At 64.3% G+C, this 16,726-nt stretch carries 2 protein-coding genes; both read right to left on the bottom strand.

Translation table 11 applies throughout. The features are described from left to right. Positions 1–52: 52 nt before the first annotated feature. The gene (locus DVA44_RS05515) at positions 53–6,883 is read right to left on the bottom strand and encodes a BapA/Bap/LapF family large adhesin (RefSeq protein WP_114385920.1); all 6,831 of its coding nucleotides are present in this window, start codon (positions 6,881–6,883) and stop codon (positions 53–55) included. Further along, the gene (locus DVA44_RS25915) at positions 6,838–16,221 is read right to left on the bottom strand and encodes an Ig-like domain-containing protein (protein ID WP_114385921.1); all 9,384 of its coding nucleotides are present in this window, start codon (positions 16,219–16,221) and stop codon (positions 6,838–6,840) included. The genes DVA44_RS05515 and DVA44_RS25915 overlap by 46 nt, the downstream gene beginning before the upstream one ends. Positions 16,222–16,726: the final 505 nt, after the last annotated feature.

The raw sequence follows: 16,726 nt of genomic DNA on the forward strand, positions 1-16,726 counted from the left end.
AACTTTATAATGTTAAGCCCGGGCGACGAGCGCCCGGGTCTTGTTATTAGCGCTAACCGGTGATGATGTGATTCTGGTTAACCAGCTCCTCATAAGTTGTCTGAACGTTATCCAGTGTTACCAGTGTAGTATTCGTGTAAATATTTGCCGCTCCGTCTCGGTCGACGGAGATCACGGTATTGCCATTGCTATTTGTGACGTGCAAATAGTTACCGAGCGTCGCGCTACTTCCGTTCCAGCCCACCAGCAGATCGCTGATATCGATCTTGTCTCCCTGCGCCAGTGAGAAGTTGGTCCAGTGGTCGTTACCGCCGTTGCCTGCCGTCCCGTTCCCCGCCGTGTTGTTCAGCACTTCGTAAATCAGCGTGTCGCCATAGGCGCTACCGGTGAAGGTATCGTTATGCTCCGTGCTGACGAACTTCGGTGCCATGTTGATGGTGAGGGTGGCGGTGTCGGTCGTGCCGTTATCGCCGGTCAGTTTGTAGGTAAAGGTCTCCTTCGTGGTCATTGAGGCCAGCGAGACGCCGCTGTTCAGGGTGTAGGTGTAGTGACCATCCACTCCGATGTTCAGCACGCCGTAATGCCCCTGAATGTTGGCGGTGGCGTTGGCCGTGGTGTACGGATCAAGGATAGTGGTGGTGCCGTTATAGCCGGTAATGCTCAGACGGCTGTCCACCGAGTGCAGCTGATCCAGCACGCCGCCGGAATCCGTGCCGTCGAAGATATTGCCTGTGACGGTGTGGCCCGCAGTGGTGAGCTCATTGTTCAGGTAGACGGTGGTACCGGTGACATAAGGCGTGATGGAGATCTGGCCTAACCCCAGCGGCCCCATGGAGCCGGTATAGCTCAGGGTGTAGGTTCCGGCGTCCAGATCCAGACCGGTGACGTTAATGGTCGCCACGCCACCCAGCAGCAGGCCGCCATTGAATGAACCGCTTCGGGTAACCCCTCCCCCGGTAATGGTCCAGTTTACGTTCAGTCCGCCCAGCGAAAGCAGGGAGGCGACGTTAAAGTGGAGCACGATGTCATGCAGGGCGGTGTTGGCGTCCACCACAAACGTGCCGCTGCCCCGGCCAGTGGTGGATGCCAGCAGGGCGGCGTTCCACGTCGCGTTACCCACCGTGTCATCGCGGTAGGCGGCCACCTGCGGGGTAGTATCCACCACCAGCTCGCGGCTGACGTCGTTCACCGCATCCAGCGCCACCGGTGTCGGGGTGATGTTCAGCGAGGCGGTGTCCTTATCGCCATTCGGTGCCGTCACGGTGTAGATGAAGCTGTCCGGGGTGCTGATTTGGTCGGCGCCCACTCCGGCGCGCAGGGTGTAGGTATATTTGCCCTGGGCGTCGATCAGCAGCGTGCCGTACTCTCCCTCGATGCGGGTGGTGCCGGTGGCGTTCACGTTAACGCCGTTCACCTGGGTGACGAGCGTGCCCGCAGGCGCGATGTCACTTTGCAGCACGTCGCCGGTGGTGCTGGCGGTAGTGCTGGTGACGGCATAAACGTGGTCCTCAAGCACGTTCAGACGGTAGCCGGTCAGGGCGGTGATCCCCGAGACGGTGTTCATCAGGAAGATGTAATCCCCTGCCGGCAGGGTCAGGGTCAGCGGTGCCGAGGTGCCGCCCAGCAGCGGCGCGCGCAGCCAGCCTGCCTCGGTGCGTACCCGCTCGTAGCTCTGGGTTGCCGGGTTGAACTTATAGATATAGAGGTCAAACACCGAGGCCAGGGCCACCCCGCCGACGCTACTCTGGATGGTCATGGTGCGGGTGGTGCCCTCCGCCACGCTGTACTTCATGGTCTCGCTACGATCGTCCAGCAGGTTGAGGTTCAGCACGTTGCCGAGGTTAACCCCCACCACGGTAAAGCCGCCCTGGCTTGACGGGCCGTAGTCGATGGCCTGTACCTGCGTGCCGAAGGTCAGGGAGGCGGTGTCGTCCACCGCCGTCACGCTGTTGCGCACCGTGTTCTCACCCAGGGTGATCACCAGGCGGGCGTCGTCCGTGGCCCCTTTTCCGGCGATGTTATAGGTGAAGGTGTCGGTCCGGCCCAGCACCGAGGCGCTGGTATTGGTCAGGGTGTAGGTGTAGCTCCCGTCGGTGTGCAGGGTCAGGGTGCCGTACAGCCCGTTGATGGTGGTGCCCGCCGCACCCGCCGCCACGTTGACGGTGACGCCGTTGGCGTTGGTCACGCTGGTCACCACCGTGCCGTTTGGCGCGCTGTCGCTGCCGCTCACCGGATCGATATCGGTGATGACGTTACCGTTTTGCACCAGCGTGCCGGACAGGGTACCTGCCGTGGTCTGGGTGACGTCCACGTCCAGGCTGGTGTACGACCCGGTCGCCAGCAGGTTGGTGTTGTAGCTCAGCACGCGATACTGCCCGCCCGGCAGACCGGCCAGGTTCAGGGTCACGCCGCTGGCACCCAGGGTCAGCAGGTTGGCGAACTGCGGCAGGCCAGTATCCACTTCGGTGGTCCAGGAGCTGCCGTTCCAGCGCTGCACAATGATCTCCAGGGTGTTGAGCAGGGAGAGCACGATGCCCGTGGCGCTGGCGTTGATCTCCATATCTGCGCTACCGCCGGTCGGTACGGTGAAAGTCACCTGGGCGGAGTTCTCTCCCAGCAGTGACAGCACGTTGCCGACGCCGCCCACCAGCTGCACGCCGTAGTCGCTGTACTGGGCGGTGCTGGTGGTGGCGTTGGTGGTCAGGGCCAGCCCCACCACGTTGTCACTCGCGGACAGCGGCAGGTTTGGCGCAATCACCGTGCCGGTGGCGGAGGTGTTGCCCGCCGCATCGGTGGCGGAAAGCGTGATCCGCTCCCCTTCGGACTGCCTGTCGAGGAAGGTGTAGCTCCAGTTGCCCTGGGCATTAGCGGTGGTGGTCACCACGCTGTTATCGCTCAGCAGCAGGGTGATGGTGCTCCCCGCTTCGGCGGTTCCGCTCAGAACGCTGCCGTCGGCGTTAAAGGTCCCCTGCGGCGTGCCCGGGGCGACGGTATCCACGACAATCGAGCTCAGCGGCGTTACCGCGCTGGTGCCAGCCGCATTGCCTGCGGTGGCGGTAAAGGCGTGAGGGCCATTACCCAGCGGCACGGTTGGGGTGTATGTCCAGACCCCGGCGCTGTTGGTGGTCACCGTGGCTAACAACACATTGTTGTCATAAAGGGTAATGGTGGAGAGCGGCTGCGCGGTCCCGGTCAGCGTTGGGGTGGTATCGTCGGTGCTCTGTCCGTTGATCAGATTACCAATGATGCTGCCCACGTTGTCGTTGACGCTGGTGATGGCCGGCGGATTCGGGATCACCGAGTACGGCACCCGCAGATCCACCGTCTGCCCCACGTTACCGGCCCGGTCGGTGGCGAAGAGGTGCAGCAGCTCGGCATTCACCTGCGGCGTGGAGAGCGCGATGCTGAAGCGCCCGGACGCGTCGGCGACGCCGGTGCCCAGCACGGTCACGTTGTCGGTGCCGAGAATGGTGACGGTGCTGCCCGCCTCGGCGGTGCCGTTAATCCGGCCCCCGCTCTCCAGTACAGTCAAGCCGCCCGGTGCCCCCGGAGCGATGGTGTCGACGGTGATGGCGGTGACCGGCGACGCTGCGCTGAGGTTGCCCGCCGCATCGGTGGCGGTGGCGGTTAAGTTATGCACCCCGTTGGTGAGGGCGGTGGTGGTCTGCGCCAGCGTCCACTGGCCCTGGGCGTTGGCCGTTACCTCGCCTACCAGCGTGGTGCCGTCGTAGATGCGCACTATTGCGCCCGCTTCGGCGGTGCCGTTGAGGGTTGGACGGTTGTCGTTGGTCGGATTGCCGTTGATCACCGGGCCCTGGATCGAGCCGACGTCATCCACCACCGAGGTGATGACAGGCGCAGCCGGGGCGGTGGCATCGACATTCACGGTAAAGCCCGCGGTCGGCAGGCTGACGTTGCCCACCGCGTCGGTGGCGGTCACCGTCAGGGTGTGCAGGCCATCCGCCAGCGGGGTAGTCGGAGTAAAGCTCCAGGCGCTGTTGGCATCGGCCACCACGCTGCCGAGCATCAGGGTGCCGTCGTAGATGCTCACCGTCGCGCCCGCTTCCGCGGTGCCGCTGAGGGTTGGTCTCGCGTCGTTGGTCAGCTGGCCGCTGGTAAGGGTCGTCACCGTGCCGACATCATCCACCACTGAGACCAGCACCGGCACCGCTGGCGGCAGGGTATCTACCGTCAGGCTGAAGGTGTTGGACGGATCGCTGACGTTACCCGCCGCATCCGTTGCCACCGCCGTGAAGTTGTGCGTGTCGTTGGTGAGCGGCGTGGTCAGGGCAATCGACCAGTTGCCGCTGGCATCCGCGGTGGCGGTGCCCAGCAGGATATCGCCTTCAAACACCTGCACCCGGGCGTTCGCTTCGCTGGTCCCGGTGAGCACCGGCAGGGTGTCATCGGTGCGCTGCCCGCTGGGGAGTGCCCCGGTTATGCTGCCGACATCATCCTGGGCCAGGGCGATCACCGGTGCGAGCGGTTTGACGGTATCGACAATCACCGTAAAGCCCGCCGAGGCTTCGCTGAGGTTGCCTGCCGCGTCGGTGGCGCTGGCGGTGAAGGTGTGGCTGCCGTTACCGAGCGCCGTGGCCGGGGTAAAGCTCCACTCCCCGGCGGCGCTGGCCTGTACGGTGCCAAGGGCCACGCCGTTGTCATAGATCGTCACCGTGGCGCTGGCGGCCGCCTGGCCGGACAGGGTTGGGGTCGGATCGTCAGTCACCTGGCCCGAAACGGTGAGCGGCGTCTGGATGCTGCCCACGTTATCGGCGGCGGCCACGATGGTCGGTGCTGCCGGGGCGGTGGTGTCTACCGTCAGGGTAAAGGCTGCGCTTGCAGGACCGGTGTTCCCCGCCGGATCGGTGGCGGTGAAGGTGACGCTGCGCAGCCCCTCGGCGAGGTCGGTGTCAGGGGTAAAGGTCCAGTTCCCCGCGGCGTTAACCACCGCGGTGCCGACCGCTTCTCCATCCACAAGGATACTGACAATCGAGCCCGCTTCACCGGTGCCGTTAAAGGTTGGGCGGGTATCGTTGGTGATGCCGCCGTTGTTTACCGTGCCGGTAAGGGTCCCGACGTCATCCACCACGTTTGCCAGTACCGGTGCCAGCGGCGCGACGGTGTCGACGTTCAGGGAGAAGGCCGGAGAGGTACCCGAGACGTTGCCTGCGGCATCGGTGGCGCTGACGCGCAGCTCGTGCGGCCCCTGAGCCAAATCGGTGTCCGGGGTAAAGCGCCAGTTGCCGCTGTCGTCCACCAGCGCGGTGCCGATCTGCTGGCCGTTATCCAGAATGCGCACGGTGCTGCCCGCCACGCCGGTCCCGGTCAGTTCCGGACGCGCGTCGTTGGTGATCTGGCCGCTGACCAGCACGCCGGTATTGCCCGCCACATCATCGTTAACGCTCACCAGGACTGGCGTCGCCGGTGGTGTCATGTCGACAGTCAGAGTGTAAGCCCCGGACGCTATGCTGACGTTGCCCGCCACGTCGGTGGCGATGGCGGTAAAGCTGTGTTGGCCCTCCGCCAGCACCACCGTCGGAGTGAAGCTCCAGATCCCGCTGCCGTTGGCAACCACGGTGCCGAGCAGGCGGGTGCCTTCATCGAGGGCGACGCTGCTGCCCGCTTCCGCGGTGCCCGTCAGGGTTGGGGTGTTGTCGTTGGTGCTGCCGCCGCTGACCACGTTGCCGGTCACCGGCCCGACGTCATCGTTCGCTCCGGTAATAACCGGTGGTGCTACCACAGTATCCACCACCAGCGAGAACGGTGCCGACGGCTGGCTCTGGTTGCCCGCCGGATCGGTGGCGGTGAGGAGCAGGGTATAGGTGCCATCCGCCAGCGGCTCGGTGGGCGTGAAGCTCCAGGCTCCGGTTGCGCTCACCGGTACGGTGCCGAGCACGGTATCACCGGCATAAATGGTGATCACATCCCCCGGAGTCGCCGTGCCGTTCAGGGTTGGCTGGTTGTCGTTGGTCGGGGTACCGCTAACTACTGAACCGGTGACAGTGCCGACGTTATCCACCAGCGTGCCCAGAGCAGGTGCCGCAGGCGGGGTGAGGTCGATATTCACCGTCGCTTCCGGCGACTGGCCGCTGGTCTGGCCGTCGACGGTAGCGGTGACGCTGAAGCTGTGGCTGCCTTCACTCAAGGCGGTGGCAACCGGCAACGACCAGGCCCCGGTGGTGGCGTCGGCGGTGACGGTGCCCAGCGGCGTGGTGCTGCCGTCGAGATAAACGGTCACCACGCTGCCCGGGATCGCCGTGCCGGTAAGGGTTGGCGTGGCGTCGTTGGAGCTGAGGCCCTTGACGTTGATGCTGCCGCCGGTGCCGTTGTCATCCACGATGGCCTCGATAACCGGCACGTCCGGCAGCGCTGGCGTGGCCGGAACATCATACGATCCCGGCAGGCTGGTGTTGCCCGCCACGTCGCTGGCGGTCAGGCTCAGGGTGACCGCGTCGCTTTGCGGCGGGGTCAGGGCGACGGAGAACTGCCCCTGGGCGTTGGTGACCCCGGTGCCCAGCACCACGTTGCCCGGGCCGGTCACCGTGATGATGGAACCCGCTTCGGCGGTACCGGTCAGCGGCGTACCGCCGGAGACAATCCCGGTCACCACCGGCGCACCCGGCGCCTGGGTATCAACGATCAGGTTAACCGGCGTGCTTTCGCTGGTGTTGCCCGCCGCATCCCGCGCCACCACGGTAAAGGTGTGCGGGGCATCGGAGAGCGGGGTGCCGTCGGGGATCGGCAGCGTCCACTGGCCCTGGGCGTCGGTCTGCACCTCGCCCAGCGGTTGTCCGTCAACAGAGACGGTGATGATGCTGAGCGGCTCCCCGGTCCCGCTCAGGGTCGGGGTGCTGCTGTTGGCGTAGAGCTGGCCGCCCGCCAGGGTGCTGTCGGAGACGCCAGCAGCTGCGGGATGGCAGGAGGGAGGGTGTCAATGGTGAAGGCGAAGTCGCTCCCCGCCGCGCTGACGTTCCCGGCAGCATCCACCGCCGCCACGGTCAGGGTGGTTGGGCCATCTCGCAGTTCCGAAGTGGTGATGGTCCAGATGCCGTCAGTGACCTGGCCGCGTCCCACCTCAATGCCGTTGCTGTAGAGAATCACCGTGGTGCCGTTCTCTCCGGTACCGGTGACGGTTGGGGTATTGTCGTTGCTGCTGCCCCCCGCCGCAATGTTGCCGATGACCGGACCGACGTTGTCATCCACGATGCCGATAGTTGGGATCGCTGGCACGACGCTGTCAACGGTGACGGTCATGCTGCCAGATACCGGCGATGCGTTGCCCGCCGGGTCGGTGGCGGTCAGGGTGAAGCTGTGGGTGCCCTCCGTCAGCGGCAGGTCCGGACGCCACGTCCAGTTGCCGTTGATGTCGACCACCACTTCGCCCACCGGATTGTTTCCGTTGAGGGTCTCGTCATAGATGGTGATGATGTCGTCCGGCGTGCCTGTGCCGCTCAGCACTGGACGGGTATCGTTGGTGGCGCCGTTGTTGGCTACCGGGCCGGTGATATCGCTGACGTTATCCGTCACCACCGGCAGCGCTGGCGTCTCTGGCGCTTCGGTATCGATGGTGATGCTTACCGGCTGGGATGGCGCACTTTCGTTGCCCGCGCCGTCGCTGTTGGTCACGGTCAGGCTCAGATCGTAGGTGCCGTTAGGCAGATCCGCAGGCGGCGTCCAGGTCCAGGTCCCGTCCGGCTGCACGGTGGTTTCACCGATAGGGGTGGTACCGTTATAGATGGTGACGAGATCCCCCTCATTCCCGGTCCCGCTCAGGGTTGGGGTGGTATCACGGGTGCTGCCCCCACCGGTAAGCGGGGTCTCGCCGCTGCCGTCCGGGTTGACGGTGATAGCCGGAATCTCCGGCGTGGCAGGCGGCACGTTATCCACCACCAGGTTAAAGGTGTCGGAGGTGGCGGTGTTGCCTGCTGCATCGATCACCGTGGCGGTCAGGGCGTGTGTGCCGTTCCCCAGCGGCGTAGTGAGCTGTACGCTCCATGCCCCCGTCGCGCTGGTGGTGGCGGTGCCCAGCAGGGTGGTGCCGTCATAGAGGTTAATCTGCGCGTTCGCCGGGCCCGTTCCGCGGATCAGCGGCAGATTTTCATCGGTCGGCTGGTCGCTGAGCACGTCGCCGGTGACGCTGCCAGTGTTGTCCACGGCCAGGGTGATGACCGGGGCGGCTGGCGGTACGGTATCGATAGTGATGTTAAAGGCTGCGGACGACTCGCCGGTGTTCCCGGCGGCATCGGTCGCCACCACGGTGATGACGCGCAGTCCTTCGCCGAGCGCCTCCGGCGGTGTGAAGGTCCATTCACCCCCCGCGCCTACCTGGACAGTGCCCACTTCCTCGCCGTCCACCCGAATGCTGAGGGTGGTGCCCGCCTCCCCGGTACCGCTCAGGGTTGGCTGGTTGTCGTTAGTGGCGCCGTTATTGTTGATGGCAACCGGGCTGCCGGAGAGATCGTTGATCGCCTGGGTGATAACCGGCGCGTCCGGTGCGGTGGCATCCACTACGATGCTCCAGCTGTTGGACGGCGCGCTGTTATTGCCCGCGGCGTCCGCCGACTGCGCGGTCAGGACATGGCCGCCATCAGGCAGCGGTGCCGTCAGCTGGATCTCCCAGGTTCCCTCTGCGCTGACCTGGGTGGTGCCAACCAGATCCGTGCCGCTGTAGAGCAGGATGGTGGTGTTGGCAACGCCGGTGCCGCGCACCAGCGGCGTGTTGTCATTGGTGGTCTGCCCGTCGTTGACGGTGCCGGTATACGCACTCACGTTGTCCACCACGTCGGTGATCGCCGGAACGGCAGGCGGCGTGGTGTCCGGGGCGACGATCTGGCCTTCCGCGCCGGTGTTCCCGGCCCGGTCGGTTGCTGTCACCGTCAGCAGTTCCCCGTTCTGTTTTGGCGTGGTGAGGGTGAGGGAGAAGTTGCCGGTCTCGTCAACGACCCCGGTGCCAATCACCGTGTCGCCATCGCGCACGGTGATGGTGCTGCCCGCTTCGCCCTGGCCGGTGAGGGTGTTGCCGTTGTTGAGCACGGTGAAGCTGCCCGGCGCGCCCGGGGCGATAGTGTCAACGGTGATCGACGTGACCGGTGACCTCGCGCTGAGGTTGCCCGCAGTGTCGGTGGCAGTGGCGGTGAAGTTATGCACCCCGTCGTTGAGAGTGGTGGTGGTCTGCGCCAGGGTCCACTGGCCCTCGGCGTTAGCGATCGTCTCGCCCACCAGGGTGTCGCCGTCGTAAATACGCACGATGGCCCCCGCTTCGGCGGTGCCGTTGAGGGTCGGACGGGTATCGTTGGTCGGGTTGCCGTTGAGAACAGGCCCCTGTACCGAACCGATGTCATCCACAACCGAGACGATGGCAGGCGCTGGCGGCGCGATGGTATCCACGTTGATCACAAATCCGCTGGTCGGCGGGCTGACGTTGCCCGCCGCGTCGGTGGCGGTCACCGTCAGGGTGTGCAGACCGTCGCCCAGTGGGCTCTGCGGGGTAAAGATCCAGGCGTTGTCGGCCCCGACGAGCGCGGTGCCCAGCAGGGTGGCGCCGTCGTAAATGTTCACCGTGGCACCCGCCTCTGCGGTGCCGCGCAGCGTCGGGTTCGCATCGTTGGTCAGCTGGGCGTTGTCGAGGATGCCTCCGGCGCCGACATCATCAGTGACCGAAACCAGCACCGGCGCTGCTGGCGGCTGGGTATCGACGGTCAGGGTGAAGGCGGCGGACGGATCGCTGGCGTTGCCCGCGGCATCAATGGCTACCGCCGTGAAGCTGTGCTCAGCATCGCTGAGCGGCTCGGTGAGCGTGGCCGTCCAGTTTCCTTGCGCATCCGCCACGCCTTCACCCACCAGGGTTTCGCCTTCAAAGATCTGCACCCGGGCATTCGGCTCGCTGGTGCCGGTGAGCACCGGGAGAGTGTCGTTGGTGCTGCTTCCGCTGGCGAGCGCACCGGTGCCCGGGGCGACGTCATCCTGGGCCAGGGCGATCACCGGCGCTACCGGTTTAAGGGTATCGACAATCAGGGTGAAGCCCGGCGAGAGCTCGCTGACGTTGCCCGCCGCGTCGGTGGCGCGGGTGGTAAAGGTGTGGCTGCCGTTGTTGAGCGCCTGGTCTGGGGTGTATGTCCAGTCACCCGCTTCGTTAGCCTGCACGGTATCGATCAGAGCGCCGTTGTCATAAATATCCACCGTGGCATTGGCTTCAGCCCTGCCGCTCAGGGTCGGGGTGGTGTCGTCGGTGGTCTGGCCGGAGGTGGTGATCGGGTTCTGGATCGTTCCGACGTTATCGCTGATGGCGGTGAGGGTCGGTGCCGTTGGGGCCTGGGTGTCCACCGTCAGAACAAACGGCTCGCTGGCATCCCCGGTATTTCCGGCGACGTCAGTGGCGGTAAAGCGAATGCTGCGGGTGCCTTCTTCCAGGGGCTGATCGGGCGAGAAGGTCCAGCTGCCTGCGGCGTTAACCACCGCGGTGCCGATCTCCTGATCGTCAACAAGGATACGGATCGTGGCACCCACTTCGCCGCTGCCGGTAAAGGTTGGACGGGTGTCGTTGGTGGTATCGCCGCTTTCCAGCGTGGTGATCTCTGCGCCGACAGCATCCGCCACGGTGATCACCACCGGCGCCAGCGGGGCGGTGGTATCCACGTTCAGCGTAAAGGCTGGCGAGGTGCCCGAGAGGTTGCCTGCGGCATCGGTGGCGCTGACACGCAGATCGTGCGAGCCCTGCGTCAGATCGGTTCCAGGGATAAAGCTCCAGTTGCCGCTTTCGCTAACGAAGGCGGTGCCGATCTCCACGCCGTTATCCAGAATATGCACGGTGCTGCCCGCCACGCCGGTCCCGGTCAGTTCCGGGCGGGTGTCGTTGGTGACCTGGCCGTTGGTCAGCGGGCCGGTGCTGCCCTCCACATTATCATTGATGCTGACAATCACCGGGGTGGCCGGTGGGGTCATGTCCACGAACAGCGTGTAAGTACCAGATACCGGGCTGACGTTACCCGCGCTGTCGGTAGCGACTGCGGTAAAGCTGTGCTGACCTTCCGCCAGCACGCGGGTGGGGGTGAAGCTCCAGGCGCCCGTGGCGCTGGCGGTGACGGTACCCAGCAGCGTAATGCCATCGTAGATCGCCACGCTGCTGCCCGCCTGTGCTGTACCCGAGAGGGTAGGAGTATTGTCGTTGGTGCTGCCGCCGTTAGCTACGTTGCCGCTGACCGGATCGACATTGTCGTTAGCGCCGGTGATAAGCACTTCGCCCGCGCTGGTATCCACCACCAGCGTGAACGGTGCCGAGCGCGGACTTTCGTTGCCCGCCGGATCGGTGGCAGTAAGGGTCAGGCTGTAGGTGTCATCATCCAGCGGCTGGGCAAGGGTAATGCTCCAGGCCCCGGTGTTGCCCACCGTTGCCGTACCGAGCACGGTGTCGCCTGCATAGAGGGTAATGACGTCGCCCGGCGTCGCCGTGCCGTTAAAGGTCGGCAGGTCATCGTTGGTCGGTCTGCCGCTGACGATGGCGCCCGAAACCGGGCCCACGTCGTCCACCACGCTACCGAACGCCGGGACGGACGGCGGGGTGATATCGATATTGACCGTCGCCTCCGGCGACAGGCCACTGGTCTGGCCGTCAACGGTGGCGGTGACGCTGAAGCTATGGCTGCCCTCATCCAGGGCGGTTTCGATCGGGAACGACCAGGCGCCGGTGGTGACGTCGGCGGTGACGGTGCCCAGCGGCGTGGTGCTGCCGTCGAGATAGATTGTCACCTCGCTGCCCGGGATGGCGGTGCCGGTGAGGGTTGGCGTGGTGTCGTTAGAGCTGCCGCCTTTAACGTTGCCGCCGGTGCCGTTGTCATCAACAATCTCGTTGATGACCGGAACGTCCGGCAGCGCTGGCGTAGCCGGAACGTCATACGAGCCCGGCTGGCTGGTGTTGCCCGCCACGTCGCTGGCGGTCAGGCTCAGGGTGACCGCGTCGCTTTGCGGCGGGGTCAGGGCGATGGAGAACAGCCCCTGGGCGTTGGCGACGCCGGTGCCCAGCACCACTTCATCCGGGCCACGTACCGTCACGGTAGCGCCCGCCTCGGCGGTACCGGTCAGCGGCGTACCGCCGGAGACAATCCCGGTCACCACCGGCACGCCCGGTGCCTGGGTATCAACGATCAGGTTAACCGGCGTGCTTTCGCTGGTGTTACCCGCCGCGTCGCGCGCCACCACGGTGATGGTATGGCTGGCATCGCTCAGCGTGGTGCCTTCCGGCAGCGGCAGCGTCCATTGGCCCCCGGCGTCGGTCTGCACCTCGCCCACGGCGTTGCCGTCGATAACCACGGTGATGGTGCTGAGCGGTTCACCGCTGCCGCTCAGGGTTGGGGTGCTGCTGTTGGCGTAGAGCTGGCCGCCCGCCAAGGTGCTGTCAGAGATGTCAAGCAGCTGTGGGTTACCTGGCGGTTGGGTGTCGATGGTGAAGGCAAAATCGTTGCCCGCGCCGCTGACGTTCCCGGCAGCATCCACCGCCGCCACGGTCAGGGTAGTCGGGCCATCTCGCAGTTCCGGAGTGGTGATGCTCCAGCTGCCGTCAGTGACCTGGCTGCGTCCCACCTCCACGCCGTTGCTGTAAAGGATCACGGTGGTGCCGTTTTCGCCGGTGCCGGTGACGGTCGGGGTATTGTCATTGCTGCTGCCGCCCGCCGGGAGGTTATCATCCACGCTGCTGATAACCGGGATCGCCGGTACCTCGCTGTCGACGGTCACGGTGATGGTGTTTGAGATCGCCGAGACGTTACCCGCCTCGTCGGTGGCGGTCACGGTGAAGCTGTGCTGCCCCTGGGCCAGCTCGTCATCAGGTCGCCAGCTCCAGTTGCCGTTGATGTCGACCACCACTTCGCCCACCTTGACGTTGCCCGTGGCGGTCTCGTCGTAGATGCTGATGGTGTCATCCGGGGTGCCCGTGCCGCTCAGTACCGGACGGGTATCGTTGGTGGCGCCGTTGTTGCCAACCGGGCCGGTAATTTCGCTGACGTTATCGGTAATAACCGGGGCGGCGGGCTGATCCGGCGCGTCGGTATCGATGGTAATGCTCACCGGCTGCGACGGGGCGCTCTCGTTGCCCGCGCCATCTTTGTTGGTCACGGTCAGGCTGAGATCGTAGGTGCCGTTAGGCAGTGCTTCTGGCGGGGTCCAGCTCCAGCTCCCGTCTGGCTGGACGGTGGTTTCGCCGATTTTGGTGGTGCCGTCGTAGATGGTGACGATGTCGCCTTCCGTACCGGTACCGCTCAGGGTTGGGGTGGTGTCGCGGGTGCTGCCGCCGGAGGTGAGGATCGCTTCCTCGCCGCCGTCAGGATTGACGGTGATCTCCGGTAGCGCCGGGGTGTCCGGCGCGAGGGTATCCACCACCAGGTTAAAGCTCTCAGAGGTGGCGGTGTTGCCCAGCGCATCGCTGACGGTGGCGGTAATGGTGTGAGTGCCATTCCCCAGCGGGGCGGTCACTTGCAGGCTCCATTCGCCCTGCGCATTGGTGATGGCAGTGCCCAGCAGCGTGGTGCCTTCATAGAGGGCGATCTGCGCGTTCGCCGGGCCGGTGCCGTAGAACACCGGACGGGTTTCGTCGGTGGGCACGTTGTTGTCCACATCTCCCTGCACGCTGCCGGTGTTATCTGCCACCCGGGTAATGACCGGGGCGGCGGGCGCGGTGGTGTCAACGGTCAGCGTAAAGGCGTCGGAGGCGGCGCTGTTATTCCCGGCGGCATCTTTCGCCACCACCGTGATGGCGTGCTCCCCATCTTCAAGCGCTGTCGCCGGGGTGAAGTTCCACTCGCCGCCGCTGCCCACCAGCGCGGTGCCCACCTCCACGCCATCCACCAGAATGGTGATGGTCGACCCGGCTTCACCGGTGCCGTAGAGGGTAGGGCGGTTGTCGTTGGTGGCGCTGTTGTTATTAATCACGCCAGCAGAGTCAGGCAGATCGTTGATCACCTGAACGATGGCAGGCGTACCCGGTGCGGTGGCATCGAGAATAATGCTCCAGGTGTTGGACGGGACGCTGCGGTTGCCTTCGCTGTCCACTGCTTCTGCCCGCAGGACGTAGCCGCCGTCTGCGCCCAGCTCTGTTTGCGCTGACCAGCTGCCGTCCGCATTCACTACGGCAGAACCGACCACAACGTCGCCGCTTAAGATGTAAATGGTGCTCCCTGGTTCCCCGGTGCCGGTGATAACCGGACGGGTGTCGTTGGTGATCTGACCCTCGAGAACCAGGCCAGTGACATCATCCACGTCATCAACCACGCTGCTGATAACCGGCGCCTCCGGCGGGGTGACGTCCGGGGCGGTAACGCTGCTTTCCGGCCCGGTATTGCCCGCGGCATCGGTAGCGGTAACCGCCAGCGCTTCACCGTTGAGCCTTGGGGTGCTGAGAAGAATATTGAAGTTGCCGTCAGCGTCTGCCACCCCTCTGCCAATCACGTCGTCGCCATCGCGGATGGTGACGGTGCTGCCCGCTTCGGCCCTACCGGTAACAGTGGCGCCATTCACAGAGATCTGCAGATCGGTTGGCGCGTCAGGCGGGGTGACATCCCCCACCACCACAGTGGCGGGCTGGCTCTGGTTCCCGGCGGCATCGGAGGCCACCACGTTGAGGGTATCGCCTTCGTTTTGCGCCTCGTCGAGGGGGATCGTGAAGTCGCCGTTGGCATCGGCAGTGCCGCGGCCAATTTCGTCCCCGGCACCGTTGGTGATGATGATTTTACTGCCCGGCTCGGCGGTACCGACGACCTCGGTGCCGCCCGGGATCAGGCTGATGGTCGGCTGATCCGGAGGCGTGCGGTCGATGGTAAAAGCAAACGGTTCGGAGGGGGCGCTGGTATTGCCCGTGAGATCCGTTTCCGTCAGGGTGAGGGAGTGTGGCCCGTCGGCAAGGGGTGTCTCCGGAGTAAAGCTCCAGGTGCCGTCTGCGCCGACAACGGTCTCGCCCACGAGCTGGCCGTTATCATAAATCCGGATGGTGCTGCCCGCTTCACCGCTACCGTTCAGGGAAGGGCGGTTGGCATCGGTGGTCTCCCCGGCGGCAATGACCCCCTGTATCGTGCCGGTGGTGTCATTCACCGTCACGCCGGATGGCGCATTCGGCGCGACGGTATCCACGGTAAAGCTGAAGGCCGGGGAGGCCGGTCCGGTGTTGCCCGCGCCGTCGGTGGCCCGGGGGGTGATCTGATGCGCCCCTTCGCCCAGCGCGCTGGCCGGGGTGAAGGTCCAGCTACCGTCGCTGTTGACCGGCGCGGTGCCGATGGCGTTGCCGTTGTCGTAAATCGTGATGGTGGTGCCGGGTTCACCGCTGCCGTTAAAGGTAGGGCGGGCGTCATCGGTGGTCTGGCCGCTGGTGAGTGACCCCGTTACGTTGCCCACGTCATCGACCACGCTGGCGACAACTGGCGCTGCGGGTGGGGTGGTATCTGCGGCGGTCACCGGAGTGCCCGGGCCGACGTTGCCTGCGCCGTCGGTTGGCGTGACGGTCAGGGTTTCCCCGTTGGTGTAAGGCTTGCCGAGATCGACGGTGAACTCGCCGTTGCCGTTGGCCTGGCCCCGACCGATGACGTTGCCGTTGGCATCGGTAACGGTGAGGGTGCTGTTGGGTTCGGCGCTCCCGCTAAGCTGGGTGCCATCTGCTGAGAATCGGAGGTTGGCGGGTGCGCCCGGCGGGGTAGTGTCGTTCGGGCTGCCCGGCAGGGTGGGGTTCCCGCCATTGTCGCTCCCTCCGCCGTTATCGCTGCCCCCGCCGTTATCAATGCCGCCGTCACCGTCGCCATTACTTCCGCCACCGCCACCGCCGCCACCACCACCAGCGGCCAGCGCAATGCCCCCTGCGACCGCCACTCCGCCCAGTGCCCACGGCCAGATCGCCGCTTCGCCCGCGGAGGCGGTTGTGGTTCCTGCCAGCAGGGCATCAATGGAGGCTATCGACTGGTATTGCTCTGCTGCCATCGGGTCAGCAATCCACCACAGCGCACCGTTGTCCTCTTCCAGCACCAGTTGGCTGATACCGTTATCGCCGCTGACGAAGAAGTTTTTAACGGTAATGGTTTCGCCGTCGGTCAGCTTAACGATCAGGTCGTTCCCGCTGCGGTTGTACTCGAGAATGTCGGCCCGATCAGCGTTGATTTTTACAATGGAGGAATCATTCAGCGTCACCTGAGACCCGTCTGTTACTGATTCAACGTGCGTCAGTTTGGAGATGACAGTGATTTTACTCATGTGTATTACTCCCGGCAGAGTGCAGAGAAATGGCGTGCAGTTTTTACCATTTCTTTTCAGCAGATTAAGCGCCACCCAAAGGGGAATTGTTTATTTCAAACAATGACCCTGGGTAATTATTTAAAAGTGATTAAAAGCTGCCGATATAGCGATGGTGGCAGCGACATTTAGCCTTTGTTACTCAAGAGATAATGCGGTTGGGAATATATTCTGGGTGGTAAAATCCTTGTCTTTAATAATGGTAAGAATTTGTGATTGACTGAATTTGATATAGCCAGAAAGTACCAGAAGTGCAAATTAAGCGTGAGTTAATAGTTGATTAGCTTTATTTAAAATATCGCTTTCTGCGGGGTGAAAATATCGGGATCAGGCGTGGCGCGGCTTGCGGGCGGTGGTTAAACGAGGCGCAAGTACGGGTTTTTGTTTTTAATTTAATAAGATAGGGGTATTTGGTGAAGGGGTGTTTTTTTATATGGGTATTTTAGCGTGGCTGTGTAAATAATTA

This window comes from Leclercia sp. W17 (assembly GCF_003336325.1).
Lineage (GTDB): Bacteria > Pseudomonadota > Gammaproteobacteria > Enterobacterales > Enterobacteriaceae > Enterobacter.

Excerpts from the sequence above, each read along its gene's own strand:
- DVA44_RS25915 (WP_114385921.1), bottom strand. The coding sequence starts at position 16,221 with ATGAGTAAAATCACTGTCATCTCCAAACTGACGCACGTTGAATCAGTA.